The sequence below is a fragment of the Phytoactinopolyspora limicola genome (assembly GCF_011320225.1).
GTDB classification, from domain to species: Bacteria; Actinomycetota; Actinomycetes; order Jiangellales; family Jiangellaceae; genus Phytoactinopolyspora; species Phytoactinopolyspora limicola.
Map to the genome: position 1 here is coordinate 70075 of NZ_JAAOEN010000010.1, position 17417 is coordinate 87491.

Sequence of the window (17417 nt, forward strand, 5' to 3'; positions counted from 1 at the left end):
GATCATGTCCCCTTCGCGTGCCCTCAACGACGCGGCCTGCCTCTTGCTGCGCCTGGCGCTCGCGTTCGTCTTCGTCGCGCATGGCTGGCAGAAGTTCTACGACTGGAGCATCGACGGCACGATCGAACGCTTCGCCGAGATGAACATCCCCTTCCCGGACGTCAGCGCCCCCAGCGTGGCGGTGCTGGAGCTGGTGGGTGGGGGGTTGCTGGGCCTGGGGATACTCACCCGAGTGCTTGCCGCGGTGTTGGCCGGCACCATGATCGGTGCGCTGGTCCTGGTGCACGCGGAGAACGGCCCATTCGTCGTCGCCAACGGGTTCGAGCTCGTCTTGGTCCTGGCCGCCGGGTGTATCGCCGTCGTGCTGTTGGGGCCTGGGCGGGTGCGGGCCGACAAACTGCTGATCAGGTGGTTCCGGACCGAAGACGACGAGATGGTGCAGGTGACGCCCCGGGGACGCAGGTAGTAGTCGGGCACCAGGGCCGGCCCACAGCTGTCACCTGACCAGGGTGGGCCGGGAACTCAGCGCGTCCGCCTCACGTTATGGACGTGAGCCTGGCCACTAGATCCGCTTTTCGGGCAGGTGTTCGTCACAATTCCGCATACCATCGAACGAGCAATGAGCGAAGAACCCGAGCCGCCACGGGGGCCGGCCACGTCGGGCCCGAAGTATCGCGCTGCCAAGCCACGGAAGAAGGGCTGGCGGCGCCTGTTCACGTGGAAAGCGCTGCTGTTCACCTTCACCGGGTTCGTGGTGCTGGTGGCCGGCGCCGTCGCGTTCGCCTTCATCACCATCGACGTTCCCGAGGCCAACGACTTCTCGACGTCGCAGACGACGATCATCTACCACGACGACGGCCAGCGAGAGTTGGGCCGGTTCAGCGTCGAGAACCGGGAGATCGTCGACTCGGAGGACATCCCCGACACGTTGAAGGCGGCGGTCGTCGCTGCTGAAGACCGTTCGTTCTACGAGAACCCCGGCTTCTCCATCACCGGTATCGGCCGGGCCGCGTGGGACCAACTACGGGGCACCCCGTCGGCCGGTGGTGGCTCCACCATCACCCAGCAATACGTGAAGAACTACTACCTGACGCAGGATCAGACCTGGAGCCGCAAAATCCAGGAGATCGTCATCGCGGTCAAGATCGACCAAGACATCGACAAAGACCAGATTCTGACCAGCTATCTGAACACGATCTGGTTCGGCCGGGCCTCCTACGGGGTACAGACCGCGGCGCAGGCATATTTCGGTGTCAACGTTGACGAACTCGACCTGGCCCAGAGCGCCGCCCTGGCCGCCATCCTGCGCTCACCCTCGTTGTACGACCCCGCGGCTAGCGAGTCGAATGCCGCCCGGTTCGAGCAACGCTTCCAGTACGTACTCAACGGCATGGTCACGACGGGAGCCATCGACCAACAGACCGCCGCCGAGACGGAGCCGCCGGACATCGAGCCCGAACGGCGGCAGAACCGCCTGGGCGGACCCAACGGCTACCTGCTGATGATGGTCCGCGACGAACTACGCGAGCTGGGTTTCGACGACACCGAGATCGACACCGGCGGGCTCCGGGTGACCACCACGTTCAACGCGCAGGCGCAACGCGCCGCGGTACGGGCGGTCGACGAGGAACGGCCCACCGAGGACGCCGAACGTGTCCACATCGGGCTGGCTGCGGTGCGGCCCGGCGACGGCGCGGTGGTCGCCATCTACGGTGGTCCGGACGCGGTGGAGCAGAACTTCAACGACGCTGTGGATGCCCGCATCCAGCCGGGTTCGACGGTGAAGCCGTTCACCTTGATCGCCGGCCTCGAAGAGGGTTACTCACTGACCAGCCGGTTCGCTGGAAACTCGCCGTTCGAGGCGGAGGGGCTGGGGCCGCCGGTACGTAACCAGGGTGACCAATCGTGGGGATGGTCGGTCGACCTCCTACAGTCGATGGAACGCTCGATCAACACGGCGTTCGTGGATCTCGCCCGAAACATCAACTCGCAGACCGTGGTCGACGCCCTGGTGCGGGCCGGTATCCCGGAGGACACCCCAGGGCTCGAGGCCAACCCCCGGGTGACGTTGGGGATCGCATCGGTGTCCGCCCTGGAGATGGCCGAGGCGTACGCCACGCTGGCGGCCGGTGGGGTGCACGCCGACACCTACACGGTGGCGCAGGTGACCGACCCCTCCGGCGACGTCCTCTACGAACGTGAGGTCGAGCCGGAGCAGGTCTTCGACCCTGACATCACCGCCGACGTCACCTATTCGCTGACCCAGGTGATCGAGAGCTGGCGTGGTACCGGCGGGACGGTCCGCGACCTCAACCTGGGCCGCCCATTGGCCGGCAAGACCGGAACACATGAGGACCTGACGTCGTGGTTCGCGGGTTATACGCCGCAACTGGCCACGACGGTCGCGTACTTCCGCGGTGAGGGAGCCGAGGCTGGCACCGAGTCATTGCGCGGGGTGGCCGGCATGGACGTCTTCTTCGCCGGTCAGTACCCGGCCCGTACCTGGGCGGCGTTTATGCGCGCCGCCTTGGACGGCGTGCCGCCCGAAGAGTTCCCTGAGCGAGGCAACATCAACGGCTACGTGCCGGCCGCTCCGCCGTCTGGTGGAGGCGGTGGTGGCGGCGGCGGCGGTGGCGGCGGTGGTGGTGAATCCGGCCGCGGTGACGAGGGCGGCGCTGACGAGTCCGGTGATGACGGCGGCGCTGACGAGTCCGGTGATGATGGCGGAGCCGACGAGGGCGGCGGCGACGAGTCCGGCGATGACGGTGGTGCCGATGAGGGCGGCGACGACGGTGGTGCCGATGAGGGCGGCGACGACGGTGGTGCCGATGAGGGCGGCGACGAATGGGGCGGCGACGACAACGGCGCCGACGAAGGTGGCAACGACAACGGCGGCGGTGACAACGGTGGCGGGAACGACGACGGCGGCACCGACGAGGGTGGCGGTAATGACAACGGCGGCGGCGAAGGTGATGACGGAGTCGACACCACCAGAGCTACCAGCGTGGTCGCTGCCCGGGAGTGGGAGCTGGTGAACGGAGTGAAGTTGGTGCACTGACGGAGCGGTGGAGGTGTTGCTCTGGCGACACCGATGTCACTCCGATTGCGCACTAACTCCGCTCCGTTCACCAACTCCACTCCGTGGGTCGGCGTCGTTGTGTAGTGGGCACCTCGCGTAGTGCGTGAGGTCCACCTGGGGCGACAACAAGCCTCCTTATGGCGCATCCCGGTCTGCCACAAGCCTCCTTGTGGTGGCCTGGGCGACAACATGCCTCCTTGTGCCAACCCAGGACACACCATTCCAGTTGTGCCCAAAGGAGCGTGGCCAGGCGGCAAGCCGACGATTAACGATGAGGCCGACGATCTTGGACGCGAAGGCAAGGTGTGCGGTGATCGATAGAAGGACCGTGAGCGCAACCGGACATGTTGCCTCAGCGGAATCTGGTTAGCTGGGCCATGAGGCGACTTAGTCCTGAGGTGGGCGGCCGATGACGCGCAGGACGGTTTCGAGGTCGTCGACGACGATCGGGTCGCCGCCGTGCTGCTGACCCTGCTCGGTTTCGTACGCCTCGAGCCGGTGCCAGTCGTCCCAGCTCAGATGGTTGGTTTCCCGTGTGGTGAGCAGTGCTTCGACGTCTTCGGGGCTGCCGGAGGTAGGGGCGGCCGTGGGCAGGTCGGCCAGGATCGAGGCGGCCACCTCGGCCGCGTCGGGGCGGTTGGTGCCGATGACACCGCTGGGGCCACGGCGCAACCATCCAGTGACGTAGACGCCGGCCAGCACGGCTTCGCGGGTGACCACGCGTCCGTCGGCCGACGGGACGGTGCCGCTGTCGGCGTCGAACGGCAGCCCCGCGATGGCGGTGCCGTGGTAGCCGATGGCTCGGACCAGGAGCTGGGCCGGAAGGTGGGCCGGGCCGGCGGTATCGGGCCGGGTGGGGGCCAGTTCGACACCGGTGACCGAGGTGTCGCCGGTGACCCGGACCGGCCGTCGCCAGAAGTGGAAGTGGATCCGGCGGGGAGCACCGGTGCGAGCCCGCTCGGACCATTCGCCCAGCACTTTCACGGTGGTGCGGGCCTGCCGGCGTGTCTCGACCTCGGTTTCGTCCTCCGCTTCGAGGTGAAGTTCGGCCGGATCGACCACCACGTCGACGTCGTCGAGTTTGCCGATTTCGCGTAGTTCGGGTGAGGTGAACTTGGCCTGTGCGGGTCCGCGTCGGGCCACCAGGTGGACGTCGTGGAGGGGGCTGGCTTGCAGCGCCTCTACAACAGCGCGCGGCATACTCGTCGGGATCAGCGTGTCGGGCTCGCGGGCCAGGATCCGGGCGACGTCAAGGGCGACGTTCCCGGCGCCGACGACCACGGCGGTATCCAGATTCTCCGGCAGGGTGATCTTGGGGGCGTCGGGGTGACCGGTGTACCAGGCCACCAGCTCCGAGGCGCCGATAGAACCTGGCAGGTCTTCGCCTGGTACACCGAGGTCGCGATCGCCGCGCATTCCGGTGGATACCGCCACCGCGTCGTAACTCCGGCGTAGCTCCTCGAGGGAGATGTCGCGGCCGACGTAGACGTTGCCGAAGTACCGCGCCTCGGTGGACTCGAAACCGGCCGCGAGTACCCGCGCGATGCCACGTGTTTTCGGGTGGTCGGGGGCGACCCCGTAGCGGACCAGACCGAACGGCGCGGGTGTCGCCTCGTACACGTCGATGCGGCGGAACGCGCCGGTCTCCAGCAGCTCAGCGAGCAAGTACAGACCGGCCGGGCCCGCTCCGATGATGGCGGCGGTCCGTCCGTTCCCGTGCTCCATCTCATCATCCAATCAGAGACGGCGATCAGATGACAGAGCCTCGCTGGCCTACCGGGGTGTGCGCACCTGATCCACGTCCGGTGTCTCGTCGTACCACCTGCGACGGGCCCAGAGCGCGGCGTAAACCAACCCCACCAGCACGGGAACCTCGATGAGTGGTCCGACGGTGCCGGCCAGAGCCTGGCCGCTGGTGACGCCGAACACGGCGATGGACACCGCGATCGCCAGCTCGAAGTTGTTCCCGGCGGCGGTGAAGGCGAGTGTGGTGGTGCGTTCGTAGCCCAGCTTCAGGCGGTGCCCGGCGTAGAACGATCCGGCGAACATCACGACGAAGTACACCAGCAGTGGGAGGGCGATCCGGACGACGTCGCCGGGGTTGCCGGTGATGGTGTCGCCTTGCAGGGCGAACAGCACAACGATGGTGAACAGCAGCCCGTACAGCGCCCACGGTCCTACCCGCGGCAGGAACCGCGTCTCGTACCAGTGCCGCCCCTTCGCCCGCTCACCCAGCTGCCGGCTAAGGTAGCCGGCCAGCAGCGGCACCCCCAGGAACACCAGCACACTCAGCGCGATGGTCCAGACCGAGAAGCTGGCGCTGGTGGTCTCCAGCCCGAGCCAGCCCGGCAGCACCTGGAGGTAGAACCAGGCCAACGCGGAGAAGGCGACGATCTGGAACAGCGAGTTGACCGCGACGAGTACGGCGGCGGCCTCGCGGTCACCGCAGGCGAGGTCGTTCCAGATCAGAACCATGGCGATGCACCTGGCCAGGCCGATGATGATCAGCCCGGTGCGGTACTCGGGTAGATCGGCCAGGAAGATCCAGGCCAAGGCGAACATCAGGGCGGGCCCGGCTACCCAGTTGAGCACGATCGACGTGACCAGCAATCGGCGGTCTCGAGTGACCCGGCCGGTCTCGTCGTAACGGACCTTGGCCAGCACCGGATACATCATGACGAGCAGCCCGACTGCGATCGGCAGGCTGACCGAGCCGATCTTGACCGCGTCGAGCGTCTCGTCCAACCCGGGCACGACGTTGCCGAGCAGAAGGCCACCGGCCATCGCCGCGCCGATCCACAACGGCAGGAAACGATCCAGGGTGGAGAGCCGATTCAGTACGGCCTTCTCGCCGGGGTTGGTGCCCGGCTCCAGTTGGGCTCCGGTCATGGGCAGGTCCGTGGGATGTCGTGATCGCCGGACTGATCGGCGGCGTCGGCGAGGCCGGTGAGCTCGGCACCTAGGGCCCGGACGGCGTCGGTGTCGAGCCGGTAGTACGTGAACCGGCCGCGGGGTTCCGCGTGGACCAGGCCCGCGTCGCGCAGCTGCCGCAGGTGATTGGAGACGTTGGTCTGGCGGGCACCGGTGGCCTCAACGATGTGGCAGGTGCACAACGACTCGCGGGCGAGCAGATGAACGATCCGCAGGCGTAGCGGGTCGGCGAGTGCGCGGAGAGGAGGGAGAAGATGGTCGAGGTTGGCATCATTCGCCGCTGATATCAGCATCGGCTGATACGTTAACGCATCCACCAGAGACGGGCAAGGTGACCATTTCGAGACGTCATGAGCTTGCCATTGTGATCAACCCGCGACCCGTCACGCACGCCGTTCACCTGGATGTCGGCCGATAGACATCGGTGATTACGGCAAACAACGTCTCACCTTCACGCCTCGTTCATTCTCCGCGGGGAACGACGTCACTTGGGCTCCTTACCGTCAGAGCCGTCACGTACAGACTGACCACATCCGGAAGGACATCCGACGTGAAGATCAGCAATGCTCGTCGGCGGCTGGCGCCACTCGCGGTTGCCGGCGCCGCAGCGCTCGTTCTCGCTGCCTGTGGGGGCGACGACGGAAACAGCGATGACGCCAACGCCGCTAGCGACGACACGGCGAACAGCGACAACTCGTCGGACGACGACGACCAGCAGGACGACCAGGACGACGACACCCAGGACAGCGCCGGCGACCTGTCCGGATCCGTCGTGGTTGATGGCTCGAGCACGGTAGCCCCACTCGGCGAGGCCGCGGCCGAGTTGTTCATGATGGAGAACCCGGGCGTCCGGGTAACAGTGGGTACGTCGGGCACCGGCGGCGGCTTCGAGAAGTTCTGCAACGGTGAGACCGACATCTCCGAAGCGTCGCGGCACATCAAGGACGAGGAGTCCGAGATCTGCCAGACCAGCGGCATCGCCTACGAGGGGCTGACGGTCGCCAACGACGCGCTGACCGTGCTGGTCCACCCGGACAACCCGGTGCAGTGCCTCAGCGTCGAGCAGCTCAACCAGATCTGGGCCCCTGACTCGAACCTCAGCAGCTGGGACGAGATCGACGGCATCGACTACGACGCCGCCCTCGACCTCTACGGTCCCGGCACCGACTCGGGCACCTTCGACTACTTCACCGAGGCCATCAACGGCGAAGGTGGCGCTCAGCGTACCGACTACAACAACATCGGCGAGGACGACAACACCGGCATCATCGGTGTCGAGGGCTCCGCGGGTGGCATGTTCTACGTCGGCTTCTCGTACTACGTGGAGAACCAGGATCGGGTGAAGGCCCTGGAGATCGACGGTGGCGACGGGTGTGTGGCGCCGTCGTTGGAGACGGTGCAGGACGGCTCCTACTCGCCGCTCGCCCGCGGGTTGTACATCTACCCGTCGGACTCCGCGCTGGAGAAGCCCGAGGTGCTGGCCTTCGTCGAGTACTTCATCAACAACGCCGACCCGATCGCCGAAGCGGCCGGGTTCATCGGCATGACGGACGAGCAGGCCAACGAGGCTCGCGCCCAGGTCCAGACCCTGGTCGGCGGCTGACCTCCGCTCATGACCATGCGAGGCGTCGTAGCTTCCAGTGCCGGCGCGGGGGAGACCCCGCGCCGGTCGCTGGAGGCTCCCAGTCCGCGGTACGGCGAGAAGGCGATCAAGGTCTTCCTCGCCGCCTGCGGCGGTCTTTCAGTCCTGGTCACGACGGGTATCGTCCTCTCGCTGGCGTTCGGTGCCATCGACTTCTTCCGCGAAGTCCCCGTTCATGAGTTCCTGTTCGGCACCAACTGGGCGCCTTCGTTCACGCCGTCCCATTTCGGGGTATTGCCCATCGTCACCGGCACGCTGAACATCGTGTTCTGGGCGTTGGTTGTCTCGGTGCCCGTGGGATTGGCCTCAGCGATCTATCTCAGCGAATACGCGCCGAACCGGGTCCGCAAAACCATCAAACCCATGCTCGAGATCCTCGAAGGGATCCCGACCGTGGCGATCGGACTGTTCGCGCTGATGTTCCTCCGGCCGTTGGCGGCGGACGTCCTGCCGTTCCTGGACTGGGGTGGGGTCCATTCGATCGGTGTCGCCGGGGTGGCCGTGGGGCTGCTGATCATTCCGCTGGTGGCGTCGATTTCGGACGACGCGATGCGAGCCGTACCTCGCGGCCTACGCGAAGGCGCCTACGCTTTGGGCGCCAGCAAGCTGCGGGTCTCCGCCCGAGTGGTGTTCCCGGCCGCGATCTCCGGCATCGTTGCGGCCGTCGTGCTGGCCGTGTCCCGGGCGGTCGGTGAGACGATGGTGGTGCTGCTGGCCGCCGGTGCGCGAGCTCAGATCACCGCCAACCCCACCGACTCCGCGCAGACGATGACCGCTTACATCGGTCAGACCGCCACCGGTGAGATCGCCTTCGGCACCGTGGCGTATTACACGATCTTCGCCGTCGGCGCGCTGCTGTTCGTGATGACGCTGATCATGAACCTCTTCGCGATCCGCCTGGTTCGCCGCTTCCGTGAGGTGTACGAATAGATGTCCACCGACGAGAAAGACGCCCCGCCGCGTACGGCCCGCACCCGTCTCGCGGTGGCTGGTGCCCGAGCCACCACGGAGAGTGTGTTCGGAGCCCGACCCCGAGGCGACCGAGTCAGCAACCGGCTCTTCTTGGCACTGCTGCTCCTGGGCCTTGCCGTAGCGATGGCCGGACTGGCCACGATGATCATCTGGGCGATCGTCGAAGGTTCACCCCGGCTCAACATGGACCTGATCACCAACGGACCGTCGACCCTCAACATCGACCAGGCGGGTTACCGCCCCGCGATCCTGGGCTCGATCTACGTCATCGGTGGGGTCATCGCGTTGATCCTGCCGCTGGGGGTGGGCGCCGCGGTTTACCTCGAGGAGTACGCGGACAAGAGCCGTTGGTGGAACCGTCTGTTCGAGCTGAACATCCAGAACCTGGCCGGAGTGCCGTCCATCGTCTTCGGCATCCTCGGGCTGGCGTTCATCGTCCGTCAGCCCCTGGGGCTGGGTTTCGTTCCGGCCGCCGGGGCGATTACGATCGCCCTGCTCGTGCTGCCGACGGTGATTCTCGCCTCGCGAGAGGCGATCCGAGCGGTGCCGCCGTCGATCCGCGAAGGCTCGCTCGCGTTGGGCGCGACCCAGTGGCAGACCACGTGGCGGCAGGTGTTGCCCGCGGCCACGTCGGGGATCCTCACCGGGGTGATCCTCGCGGTCGCCCGGGCGATCGGGGAGGCCGCGCCGCTGCTTCTCGTCGGCGCCGTTACCTTCGTGACCTTCGACCCAAGTTTCTTCAGCCCGGGCTTCACCACGCTGCCCACCCAGATTTTCGACTGGGCCGGGCGCCCACAAGAGCAGTTCCAGGTACTCGCCGCCGCAGGCGTGTTGATCATGCTGGCGTTGGTGCTGGTGATGAACTCGTTCGCGGTTTGGCTACGTAATCGTTTCGAGCAGAAGTGGTAGGTGACCTCCGTGACTAACCACCTGACCCAGGAGATCGCCCGTCCCAGGCCGGCCACCGCCGGTGATGTCGAGGAGGCACCCGCCGTGCAGCACACCGAGATCTCGGTTCGGCCGGACGAGTTCCGGCAGCGCGGACCCGTCGAGCACAAAGAGAAGACGTTCGAGCTCAACAACGTCTCGGTGTCCTACGGCAAAGCGCGCGCCGTCAACGACGTCACCATGGATATCTTTCACCAGAACATCACCGCGCTGATCGGCCCGTCGGGCTGCGGCAAGAGCACCCTCCTGCGCTCGCTGAACCGGATGAACGACCTCATCCCCAGCGCCCGCGTCGACGGGCAGTTGCTCTATCACGGTGCCGACATCTACGGCCCCAAGGTTGACCCGGTCCAGGTACGCAAGGTGATCGGGATGGTTTTCCAGAAACCCAACCCGTTCCCCAAGTCGATCTACGACAACGTCGCCTTCGGCCCCCGTACCACCGGCATCAAGGGTGATATGGACGAGATCGTCGAGAAGGCGCTGACCCGGGCCGGGTTGTGGGACGAGGTGAAGGACCGCCTGGATGACAACGCGTACGGCATGTCCGGTGGGCAACAGCAGCGGCTGTGCATCGCCCGGTGCATCGCCGTCGAACCGGACGTGATCCTGATGGACGAGCCGTGCTCCGCGCTCGACCCGATCTCGACCGGCCGGATCGAAGACCTGATGCTCGAGCTGAAAGAGCGCTATTCGATCGTCATCGTCACCCACAACATGCAGCAGGCCGCCCGCGTATCGGACATGACCGCGTTCCTCATGGTGGAGCTGACCGCCGACGAGAAGAGTCGGTGGGGTGAGCTGATCGAATACGACGACACCACGAAGATCTTCACCAACCCCGGCGACAGCCGCACCGAGGACTACATCAGCGGCAAGGTCGGCTGATCGCGACATTGCCTCACCCGAGGTGGGCGCAGCGGTCAGGTGCGGCTGCCTTTGGCGCGTTCGCGGACCCGTCGCTGCCAGCGGTCCATACGAATGCGCAAGGGGCTGGCCAGAAACTCCCCGAGTGTCACCCCGGCGGCGAGGGCGAGGCCTACCCCGAGGGCGCCGAACAGCAGGCTGGCACCGGCGAGTAGATCGTCGGCGTCGACCATGGTGAACATCGACTGGTAGATCAGCAACCCGGGCAGCAGCGGCGTGATGCCACAGACCGCGATCGGCAGGGCCGGCGCCCCCAACCGTTCGGCGACTCCGGCGGCGAGCACACCGACCACGAGCGCCGCCACGAACGACGAACCCGCCGGACCCAGCCCTGCGTCTCCGACGAGCAGGAACACACCGGCCGACACCACACCTACCCCGCCGGCGACCGCTACCGTGCGCAGCCTGCTATACGAGGCCAGCCCCCACGCGGCGGCGATCACCCCACCCGCGAGCAGCTGCACCGCGAACGGCGTACTCAGCGTCGAGTGATCGGTGATGTGCAGCGGTACACCTATACGCTGGCCGATGTCGAGCACGAAGCCGACACCGACGACGATCCCGATGGTGTAGATGACCACCTCGAAAGAGCGAGCTGCCGCGGTGAGCGGGAAACCGGAAATAGCGTCTTCGGCGGCTCCGACGAGAGAGAGCCCGGCCAGCAGCACGACGATTCCGGCCGCCACCACCAACGACGGGGTGATGAGCTGGGGTGACCAGTCGAACGTGGTGCGGCCCCAGTTCAGAAACAGCGCTACCAGAGTGGCGAATCCGGCGCCGATGGCCTGCTGGAACATATAGGGCAGGCCGTTGTGCCGCAACACCCGCAACATGCGGTCGATGGTCATGGTGGTGGCCGCGGCGATCAGGGCAGCTAGCCACGAGCCGTTCAGCAGGATCGCGACACCAGCGGCCATGAAGCCGAGCGCCAGCGTGACCACCCACCGGCGATACGGATGTGGAGACTTGCGGATCTCGTCGAGCCGGTCATGGGCCTCATCCAGGCTGAGATCGCCCCGGTTCACCGCGTCGACCATGTCCAGCAGGTCGGCGAGCCGGCTGTAGTCGGCGGTACGCCGCTCGATGACCCGCACTTTGGTGATGGGATCGTCATCCCGGTCGATGGACGCGGTGATGGAGACGAACGTGATGTCGACCTGGCATGCGGTGACGCCGAACCCGGCGGCGAGCCGGAGGAGGGCGGCGGTGGTGTCCGCCACCGGGGCGCCGGTGATGATCAAGGCTTCCCCGGTGCGCAGCACGAGGTCGAGTACGGAACGTTCGACCTCCGCGGCCAGCCCGCTTTTCGGGCGCGGAAGCGCGATCGGCAGCGTGGGCGGCTGGGAATCGGTGAATGCTCGTTTGGCGCGGTCGCGAAGCGGCCTGTCGAGGCGATCGACAGGCCGGCGTTTCGGAGCCCGGCCCGGCGGCGGCCCGGCCGGTGGATCGGTCTTGCTCACATCCACACAGTATGTGTTTTGGGTGGCCGCCGCCCAGCACCGCCGGTAGACAAGATCGTCGATGACCTGGGGGTATGTCGACCCTCACCAACCGGATGCCGGGTCTGTGAGCAGACGTTGACACCTGCGCGTCACATTGGCGACTGCGATGTAACGCCGTGTTTCTAGTGTCGCCGAGGTAATGACGTCGAGATCGCGGAGGCGACGATGACGCAGACCCTCGTCCGTGAACACCTTCCCCCCACGCGGCACCGAGGCGCCTGGATCGATCACTGGGAGCCCGAGGATCCAGAGTTCTGGGAGCACACCGGCAAGAAGGTCGCCCGCCGCAATCTCATCTTCTCCGTCTTCGCCGAGAACATCGCGTTCTCGGTCTGGCTGCTATGGAGTATCTCGGCGGCGCTTCTCGTCGCACACTACAACTTTGGGTTCAGCGCGTCGCAGCTGTTCTTCCTCGTCGCCGTTCCTAACTTCGTCGGTTCCGTGCTTCGTGTGCCGTACACGTTCGCGGTCCCGAAATTCGGTGGGCGGAACTGGACGGTGATCAGCGGCCTACTCCTGCTGGTCCCGACGCTGCTGCTCGTCGTCGCCGTCAACAACCCGTCCACGCCGTACTGGGCGTTCCTGCTGATCGCCGCGACCGCGGGCGTCGGTGGCGGCAACTTCGCGTCGAGCATGACCAACATCAGCTTCTTCTACCCAGACCGCAAGAAGGGGTTGGTGCTCGGCCTGAACGCCGCTGGCGGAAACATCGGGGTCAGCATCATCCAGCTCGGCCTGCCCGTCATCGTTGGTGCTGGTGGTCTGTTTGGGCTGGTGGCCGCCAGTTCCGGTGGTGTGGATCTGGGCCGGGCCGGATACGTGTGGGCCGCCCTCGCTCTGGTGTCGGCCGGGTGCGCGTGGTTGTTCATGAACAACCTGACGGTCTCCCTGGCCAGGTTCAGCGACCAGATCACCGTGGTACGGCACAAGCACACGTGGGTGATGTCCTGGCTCTACATCGGGACCTTCGGTTCGTTCATCGGATACTCGGCGGCGTTTCCGTTGCTGATCGGCTTGCAGTTTCCGGAGGTGAGTATCGCCAATTTCGCCTTTCTCGGGGCATTGATCGGTTCGGTGGCCCGACCGTTCGGTGGCTGGCTCGCGGACCGCCTCGGTGGGGCCCGGGTAACGTTCTGGAACTTCCTTGGGATGGCGGCCGGAACCGTGGCAGTGATCATCGCGGTGAACCGGGAGTCCTGGCCGTTGTTCCTGGGTGCATTTCTGGGTGTCTTCGTGACCACCGGGATCGGCAACGGCTCGACCTACCGGATGATCCCGATGATCTTCCAGAAACACGCCCTGCTAGAAACACCCGGCGCAACCGGGGCCACCCGTGCCGCGGCACTGGCCCGCGGCCGCACCCGCGCGGCCGCGGTGATTGGGCTCTCCTCAGCGGTCGGCGCGTTTGGTGGATTCCTGATCGTCTCGACGTTCGGCGTTCTGGGGTTGCTGAACGACGGCGCGGTGCCGGCCAGCGCGATCGCCACGGCGTTTGTGATCTTCCTGGGTTTCTACGCGACGTGTGTCCTGCTGACCTGGTGGCACTACACCCGTCGCACCTTCATGATCGAGCGCTCGCCGAACCTCTCCACCGTCGACATTTAATTCCGCGGCCCGCGCCCCCGCCCATGATCATTGGCTTTAGTCCACCGAATCCGGTGGGAAAAAGCCAATGATCATGGGGGAATGGGGGGCTCACCAGGCAGAGGTGATCACCGTGCATGGCATTTATCGCCCCCGAAACACGACCGACGTGGTGGAGAAACCCGCAGCTCACACCATCGCAACCATGGCACCGGTTCGGACACACTGCGCATACTGCGCGCTCCAGTGTGCGATGACGCTGACGCGGGCCGCCGCCACCCCCAACGGAAGCACGTCACTCCAGGTCAGCCCACTGGACTTCCCCACCAACCGGGGCGGGTTGTGTCAGAAGGGCTGGACCGCGGCCGACCTGCTCGACTCGCCACACCGGCTCACCACGCCGCTGGTCCGGAACAGCCGGGCGGAACCGTTCGAGCCGGTCTCGTGGGATACGGCGCTCGACGTCGTCGTTCGAGGCATCCGGTCCATCCAGAGCCAGCACGGCGACGACGCTGTCGCCGTCTTCGGCGGCGGCGGCCTGACCAACGAGAAGGCCTATCAGCTCGGTAAGTTCGCCCGCACCGTGCTGCGGACCAAGAACATCGACTACAACGGCCGTTACTGCATGTCCTCGGCCGCAGCGGCCAGCAACCGGGCCTTCGGCATCGACCGCGGTCTGCCGTTCCCACTGCCCGACCTAGCGCAGACCGGCGCGGTTCTGGTTATGGGCGGGAACATGGCCGAAACGATGCCGCCGTTCATGCAACACCTGGCCGCGGTCCGGGCGCGCGGCGGTGACGTCGTCGTCGTGGACCCGCGCCGGACCAGCACCGCGGAGCAGGCAACACTTCACCTGCAACCAAGACCAGGCACTGACCTGGCGCTCGCGCTCGGCCTGTTGCACGTGGCGTTCAGCGACGGGCACCTCGACCGCCCCTACCTCGCCGAGCGGACCAGGGGTTTCGATGAGGTCTGGCGGATCGCCGCTCAGTGGTGGCCCGGCCGGGTGGAGCGGGAAACCGGGGTCCCCGTGGCCGACCTGCAGGCGGCAATACGGGCGATAGCCCGCGGCCGGTCCGGCCGGGGCGCGGTGATCCTCACTGCCCGCGGCGTGGAGCAACACAGCAAGGGCACCGACACGGTGACCGCACTAATCAACCTGAGCCTGGCCCTCGGCTTGCCCGGCCGGCGGCACAGTGGATTCGGCTGCGTCACCGGCCAAGGTAATGGGCAAGGCGGGCGCGAACACGGCCAGAAAGCCGACCAGCTCCCGGGATACCGGCGCATCGACGATCCGGCGGCACGCGAGCACGTCGCCGCCGTCTGGGGGGTCGACCCGGCGGACCTGCCCGGACCCGGCCCGTCGGCCTACGAACTGCTGGACAGTCTCGGCACGGCTGGTGGTCCACGCGCCCTGCTGGTCCACGGCTCCAATCTGGTGGTGTCTTCGCCGCGTGGCGGGCGGGTCAGCGAGCGGTTGGCGAACCTGGACTTGCTGGTGGTGTGCGACCCGTTCCTCTCCGAAACCGCCGCCCAGGCCGACGTCGTTCTCCCGGTCACCCAATGGGCGGAGGAAGACGGCACCATGACCAACCTGGAAGGCCGGGTGATCCGCCGCCGGCGGGCCACCGACCCGCCGGAGGGCGTACGCAGCGAATTGGACGTGCTCACCGACGTCGCGGAACGGCTCGGCCACCACGGCCGGTTCTCCGCCGAACCGCAGATGGTCTTCGATGAGCTGCGCCGGGCCAGTGCGGGTGGCGTCGCCGACTACGCGGGCATCACGTGGGAGCGCATCGACCGTGAAGGCGGCGTGTTCTGGCCCTGCCCGTCCGAAGACGTGCCGGGAACGGCGCGGTTGTTCGCCGACGGATTCCCGACGCCGGACGGCCGGGCCGCCATGGTAGCCGTGGACCACCGGCCCGTCGTCGAAGACGTGGACCCTGAGTACCCCGTGTATCTCACCACCGGCCGGAACCTGCAGCACTACCAGAGCGGCACCCAGACCGGCCGGGTACCAGCGTTGGCGGCCGCACTGGGTGAACCGTACGTGGAGATCCACCCGGATCTGGCCGCCCGCCACGACCTGGACGACGGCGTGCGGGTGCGGGTAGTGAGCCGGCGCGGTGCGGCGGTGGGTCGCGTCCGGCTGGTGACGTCGATCCGGTGGGACACGGTGTTCATGCCGTTCCACTGGGGCGGCGAGCAGGCGGTGAACCAGGTGACGAACCCGGCGCTTGATCCGGTGTCGCGGATGCCGGAGTTCAAAGTCTGCGCGGTACGGCTGGAGCCGGTCAGATGACGATCAAGGAGGCACCTGTGACGCGAGTGGTGATCGTGGGCAACGGCATGGCCGGTAGCCGGCTGGTGCAGGAGCTGCGGGCACGTGACCCGCAGCGGCATCTGCACATCACCGTCATTGGCGCTGAACCCGACCCGGCCTACAACCGGATTCTGTTGTCGTCGGTCCTGGCCGGGTCGCTCACCGCCGCGGACGTGGAGATGGTGTCGCCGTCCTGGTATGCCTCCGAAGGGGTCGACCTTCGCCTCGGGGTAGCCGTAGAACACGTCGACCGGGTTCGGCAGCGGGTGTTGACCACCGCAGGTGAACACATCGGCTACGACCGGCTGGTCCTGGCCACGGGAAGCCGGGCCTGGGTACCACCCATCGAGGGGCTGGTGGACGAACTCGGCGGCGGGGGACTAGGACCGGACGTCGCGGTATTCCGGACGTTGCGAGACTGCCGCGACATCCTGGGCCGGCTGTCCGGAGTGCGCCGGGCGGTGGTGTTGGGCGGCGGGCTGCTTGGTGTTGAGGCGGCGCGCGGTCTGGCCGGCCGTGGCATCGAGGTCGAGATCGTGCACCCGCTGGACCGGTTGATGGAGCGGCAACTCGACAAGGAAGCCAGCCAGGTGCTGATGAGCACCCTGCGTCCGTTGGGGGTGCGGGTCCGCCTGGGCGCTCACGCACGAGCGTACGACGAGGTCGCCGGGCAACGCGTGCTGGTGCTGGACGACGGGGTGCGGGTGGCCGCTGACGTGCTGGTGGTGGCCTGTGGTGTGCGTCCCGACGTGGGCCTGGCCCGGGAGGCGAAGCTGGCGGTGGAGCAGGCGATCGTCGTCGACGATCAGCTCGCGTCCGTCTCCGACCCGCGGATCCACGCGATCGGTGAGTGCGCCCAGCATGCCGGGAAGGTGTATGGCCTGGTCGCTCCCGCGTGGGAGCAGGCGGTGGTGCTGGCCGAGGTGATCACCGGCGGGAAGACGGCCTACCGCGGTTCACCCGTGGTGACCCGGCTGAAGGCCGCCGATGTGGACCTGGCGGCCATGGGTGAGGTGAACGCCGACGCTGATGGCGCACGCGGCGTCGAGGTGCTGCGGTTCGCGGACCCAGCACGTGGGCGGTACCAGAAGATCGTGATCCGGAACAACCGCGTAGCGGGAGCGATCATGCTGGGCGGTGCCGAGACGGTGGGGACGGTCACCGAGTTGTTCGACCGCTCGGGACCAGTGCCCGCCGACCCGCGGTCGCTGATCTTCCCGGTGGCCGGTACACCCGCGACGGCCGATCCAGCCCGGATGAGCGACGACGAATTGGTCTGCCGATGCAACACGGTCAGTGCTGGGAACATCCGGCAGGTGTGCGCCGACGGCGCTGGGACGGTGGCCGACGTGGCACTGTGCACCCGCGCGACAACTGGCTGCGGCGGTTGCCGGGACGTGGTGTCGGCTCTGGTTGACGCTGCGTCCTGCACCCCGAGCCCCCCACGCCACGGCGCGCAGGACGCAAGACGACGGGCGGCGGCGCGAGTGGAGGTTCCAGCATGAGCGT

At 66.9% G+C, this 17417-nt stretch carries 13 protein-coding genes; 9 read left to right on the plus strand and 4 right to left on the minus strand.

What is annotated here, in order from left to right; translation table 11 throughout:
* The first annotated feature begins 4 nt into the window (after positions 1-4).
* Together G8760_RS20700 and G8760_RS20705 are read left to right on the plus strand one after the other, a co-directional pair.
* Positions 5-466 (plus strand): DoxX family protein, encoded by a 462-nt coding sequence (locus tag G8760_RS20700; protein WP_166354725.1) that lies wholly within the window; start codon positions 5-7, stop codon positions 464-466.
* A 153-nt stretch (positions 467-619) separates the two neighbouring features.
* Positions 620-3058 (plus strand): transglycosylase domain-containing protein, encoded by a 2439-nt coding sequence (locus G8760_RS20705; RefSeq protein ID WP_166354726.1) that lies wholly within the window; start codon positions 620-622, stop codon positions 3056-3058.
* A gap of 408 nt (positions 3059-3466) precedes the next feature.
* On the opposite strand, the gene G8760_RS20710 is transcribed toward G8760_RS20705, so the two are convergent.
* Genes G8760_RS20710 through G8760_RS20720 form a run of 3 tightly spaced genes read right to left on the minus strand, consistent with a single transcriptional unit; the run spans position 3467 to position 6303 of the window.
* Positions 3467-4804 (minus strand): FAD-dependent oxidoreductase, encoded by a 1338-nt coding sequence (locus G8760_RS20710; protein ID WP_166354727.1) that lies wholly within the window; start codon positions 4802-4804, stop codon positions 3467-3469.
* A gap of 48 nt (positions 4805-4852) precedes the next feature.
* Entirely contained in the window at positions 4853-5968 is a 1116-nt protein-coding gene (gene arsB / locus G8760_RS20715; protein ID WP_166354728.1) for an ACR3 family arsenite efflux transporter, read from the minus strand.
* Positions 5965-6303: an ArsR/SmtB family transcription factor gene (locus tag G8760_RS20720; protein ID WP_166354729.1), complete on the minus strand. Its 339-nt coding sequence runs from the start codon at positions 6301-6303 to the stop codon at positions 5965-5967. Before G8760_RS20720 ends, arsB begins: the two co-directional genes overlap by 4 nt.
* 257 nt (positions 6304-6560) lie before the next feature.
* Here G8760_RS20720 and G8760_RS20725 point away from each other — a divergent pair, with 257 nt between their 5' ends.
* From G8760_RS20725 to pstB, 4 genes are read left to right on the plus strand one after another with little or no spacing between them, the layout of a single operon-like run.
* Positions 6561-7613, plus strand: a complete 1053-nt coding sequence (locus G8760_RS20725) for a PstS family phosphate ABC transporter substrate-binding protein (RefSeq protein WP_207782546.1) — start codon at positions 6561-6563, stop codon at positions 7611-7613.
* A 15-nt stretch (positions 7614-7628) separates the two neighbouring features.
* Complete coding sequence (gene pstC / locus G8760_RS20730) at positions 7629-8582, plus strand: phosphate ABC transporter permease subunit PstC (RefSeq protein WP_207782547.1); 954 nt, start codon at positions 7629-7631, stop codon at positions 8580-8582.
* Entirely contained in the window at positions 8583-9533 is a 951-nt protein-coding gene (pstA, locus tag G8760_RS20735; RefSeq protein ID WP_166354731.1) for a phosphate ABC transporter permease PstA, read from the plus strand.
* 9 nt (positions 9534-9542) lie between these two features.
* The gene (pstB, locus tag G8760_RS20740) at positions 9543-10460 is read left to right on the plus strand and encodes a phosphate ABC transporter ATP-binding protein PstB (RefSeq protein WP_425502364.1); all 918 of its coding nucleotides are present in this window, start codon (positions 9543-9545) and stop codon (positions 10458-10460) included.
* 35 nt (positions 10461-10495) lie between these two features.
* On the opposite strand, the gene G8760_RS20745 is transcribed toward pstB, so the two are convergent.
* Positions 10496-11959, minus strand: a complete 1464-nt coding sequence (locus G8760_RS20745) for a threonine/serine exporter family protein (protein ID WP_207782548.1) — start codon at positions 11957-11959, stop codon at positions 10496-10498.
* A gap of 207 nt (positions 11960-12166) precedes the next feature.
* Between G8760_RS20745 and G8760_RS20750 the strand changes: the two genes are divergently transcribed.
* The 3 genes from G8760_RS20750 to G8760_RS20760 all read left to right on the plus strand — a co-directional run bounded on the left by G8760_RS20750 (position 12167) and on the right by G8760_RS20760 (position 17413).
* Positions 12167-13606 carry an MFS transporter gene (locus G8760_RS20750; RefSeq protein ID WP_166354732.1) on the plus strand — a complete coding sequence of 480 codons (1440 nt, stop codon included), beginning with the start codon at positions 12167-12169 and terminating at the stop codon, positions 13604-13606.
* A gap of 184 nt (positions 13607-13790) precedes the next feature.
* Positions 13791-15887: a molybdopterin oxidoreductase family protein gene (locus G8760_RS20755; RefSeq protein WP_166354733.1), complete on the plus strand. Its 2097-nt coding sequence runs from the start codon at positions 13791-13793 to the stop codon at positions 15885-15887.
* A 17-nt stretch (positions 15888-15904) separates the two neighbouring features.
* Positions 15905-17413, plus strand: coding sequence for an FAD-dependent oxidoreductase (locus tag G8760_RS20760; RefSeq protein WP_166354734.1), 1509 nt, complete (start codon positions 15905-15907; stop codon positions 17411-17413).
* The last annotated feature ends 4 nt before the right edge of the window (positions 17414-17417 follow it).

Coding starts and splice junctions, on each gene's coding strand:
- G8760_RS20700 (WP_166354725.1), top strand. CDS start 5: ATGTCCCCTTCGCGTGCCCTCAACGACGCGGCCTGCCTCTTGCTGCGC.
- G8760_RS20705 (WP_166354726.1), top strand. CDS start 620: ATGAGCGAAGAACCCGAGCCGCCACGGGGGCCGGCCACGTCGGGCCCG.
- G8760_RS20710 (WP_166354727.1), bottom strand. CDS start 4,804: ATGGAGCACGGGAACGGACGGACCGCCGCCATCATCGGAGCGGGCCCG.
- arsB (WP_166354728.1), bottom strand. CDS start 5,968: ATGACCGGAGCCCAACTGGAGCCGGGCACCAACCCCGGCGAGAAGGCC.
- G8760_RS20720 (WP_166354729.1), bottom strand. CDS start 6,303: ATGCTGATATCAGCGGCGAATGATGCCAACCTCGACCATCTTCTCCCT.
- pstC (WP_207782547.1), top strand. CDS start 7,629: ATGCGAGGCGTCGTAGCTTCCAGTGCCGGCGCGGGGGAGACCCCGCGC.
- pstA (WP_166354731.1), top strand. CDS start 8,583: ATGTCCACCGACGAGAAAGACGCCCCGCCGCGTACGGCCCGCACCCGT.
- G8760_RS20750 (WP_166354732.1), top strand. CDS start 12,167: ATGACGCAGACCCTCGTCCGTGAACACCTTCCCCCCACGCGGCACCGA.
- G8760_RS20755 (WP_166354733.1), top strand. CDS start 13,791: ATGGCACCGGTTCGGACACACTGCGCATACTGCGCGCTCCAGTGTGCG.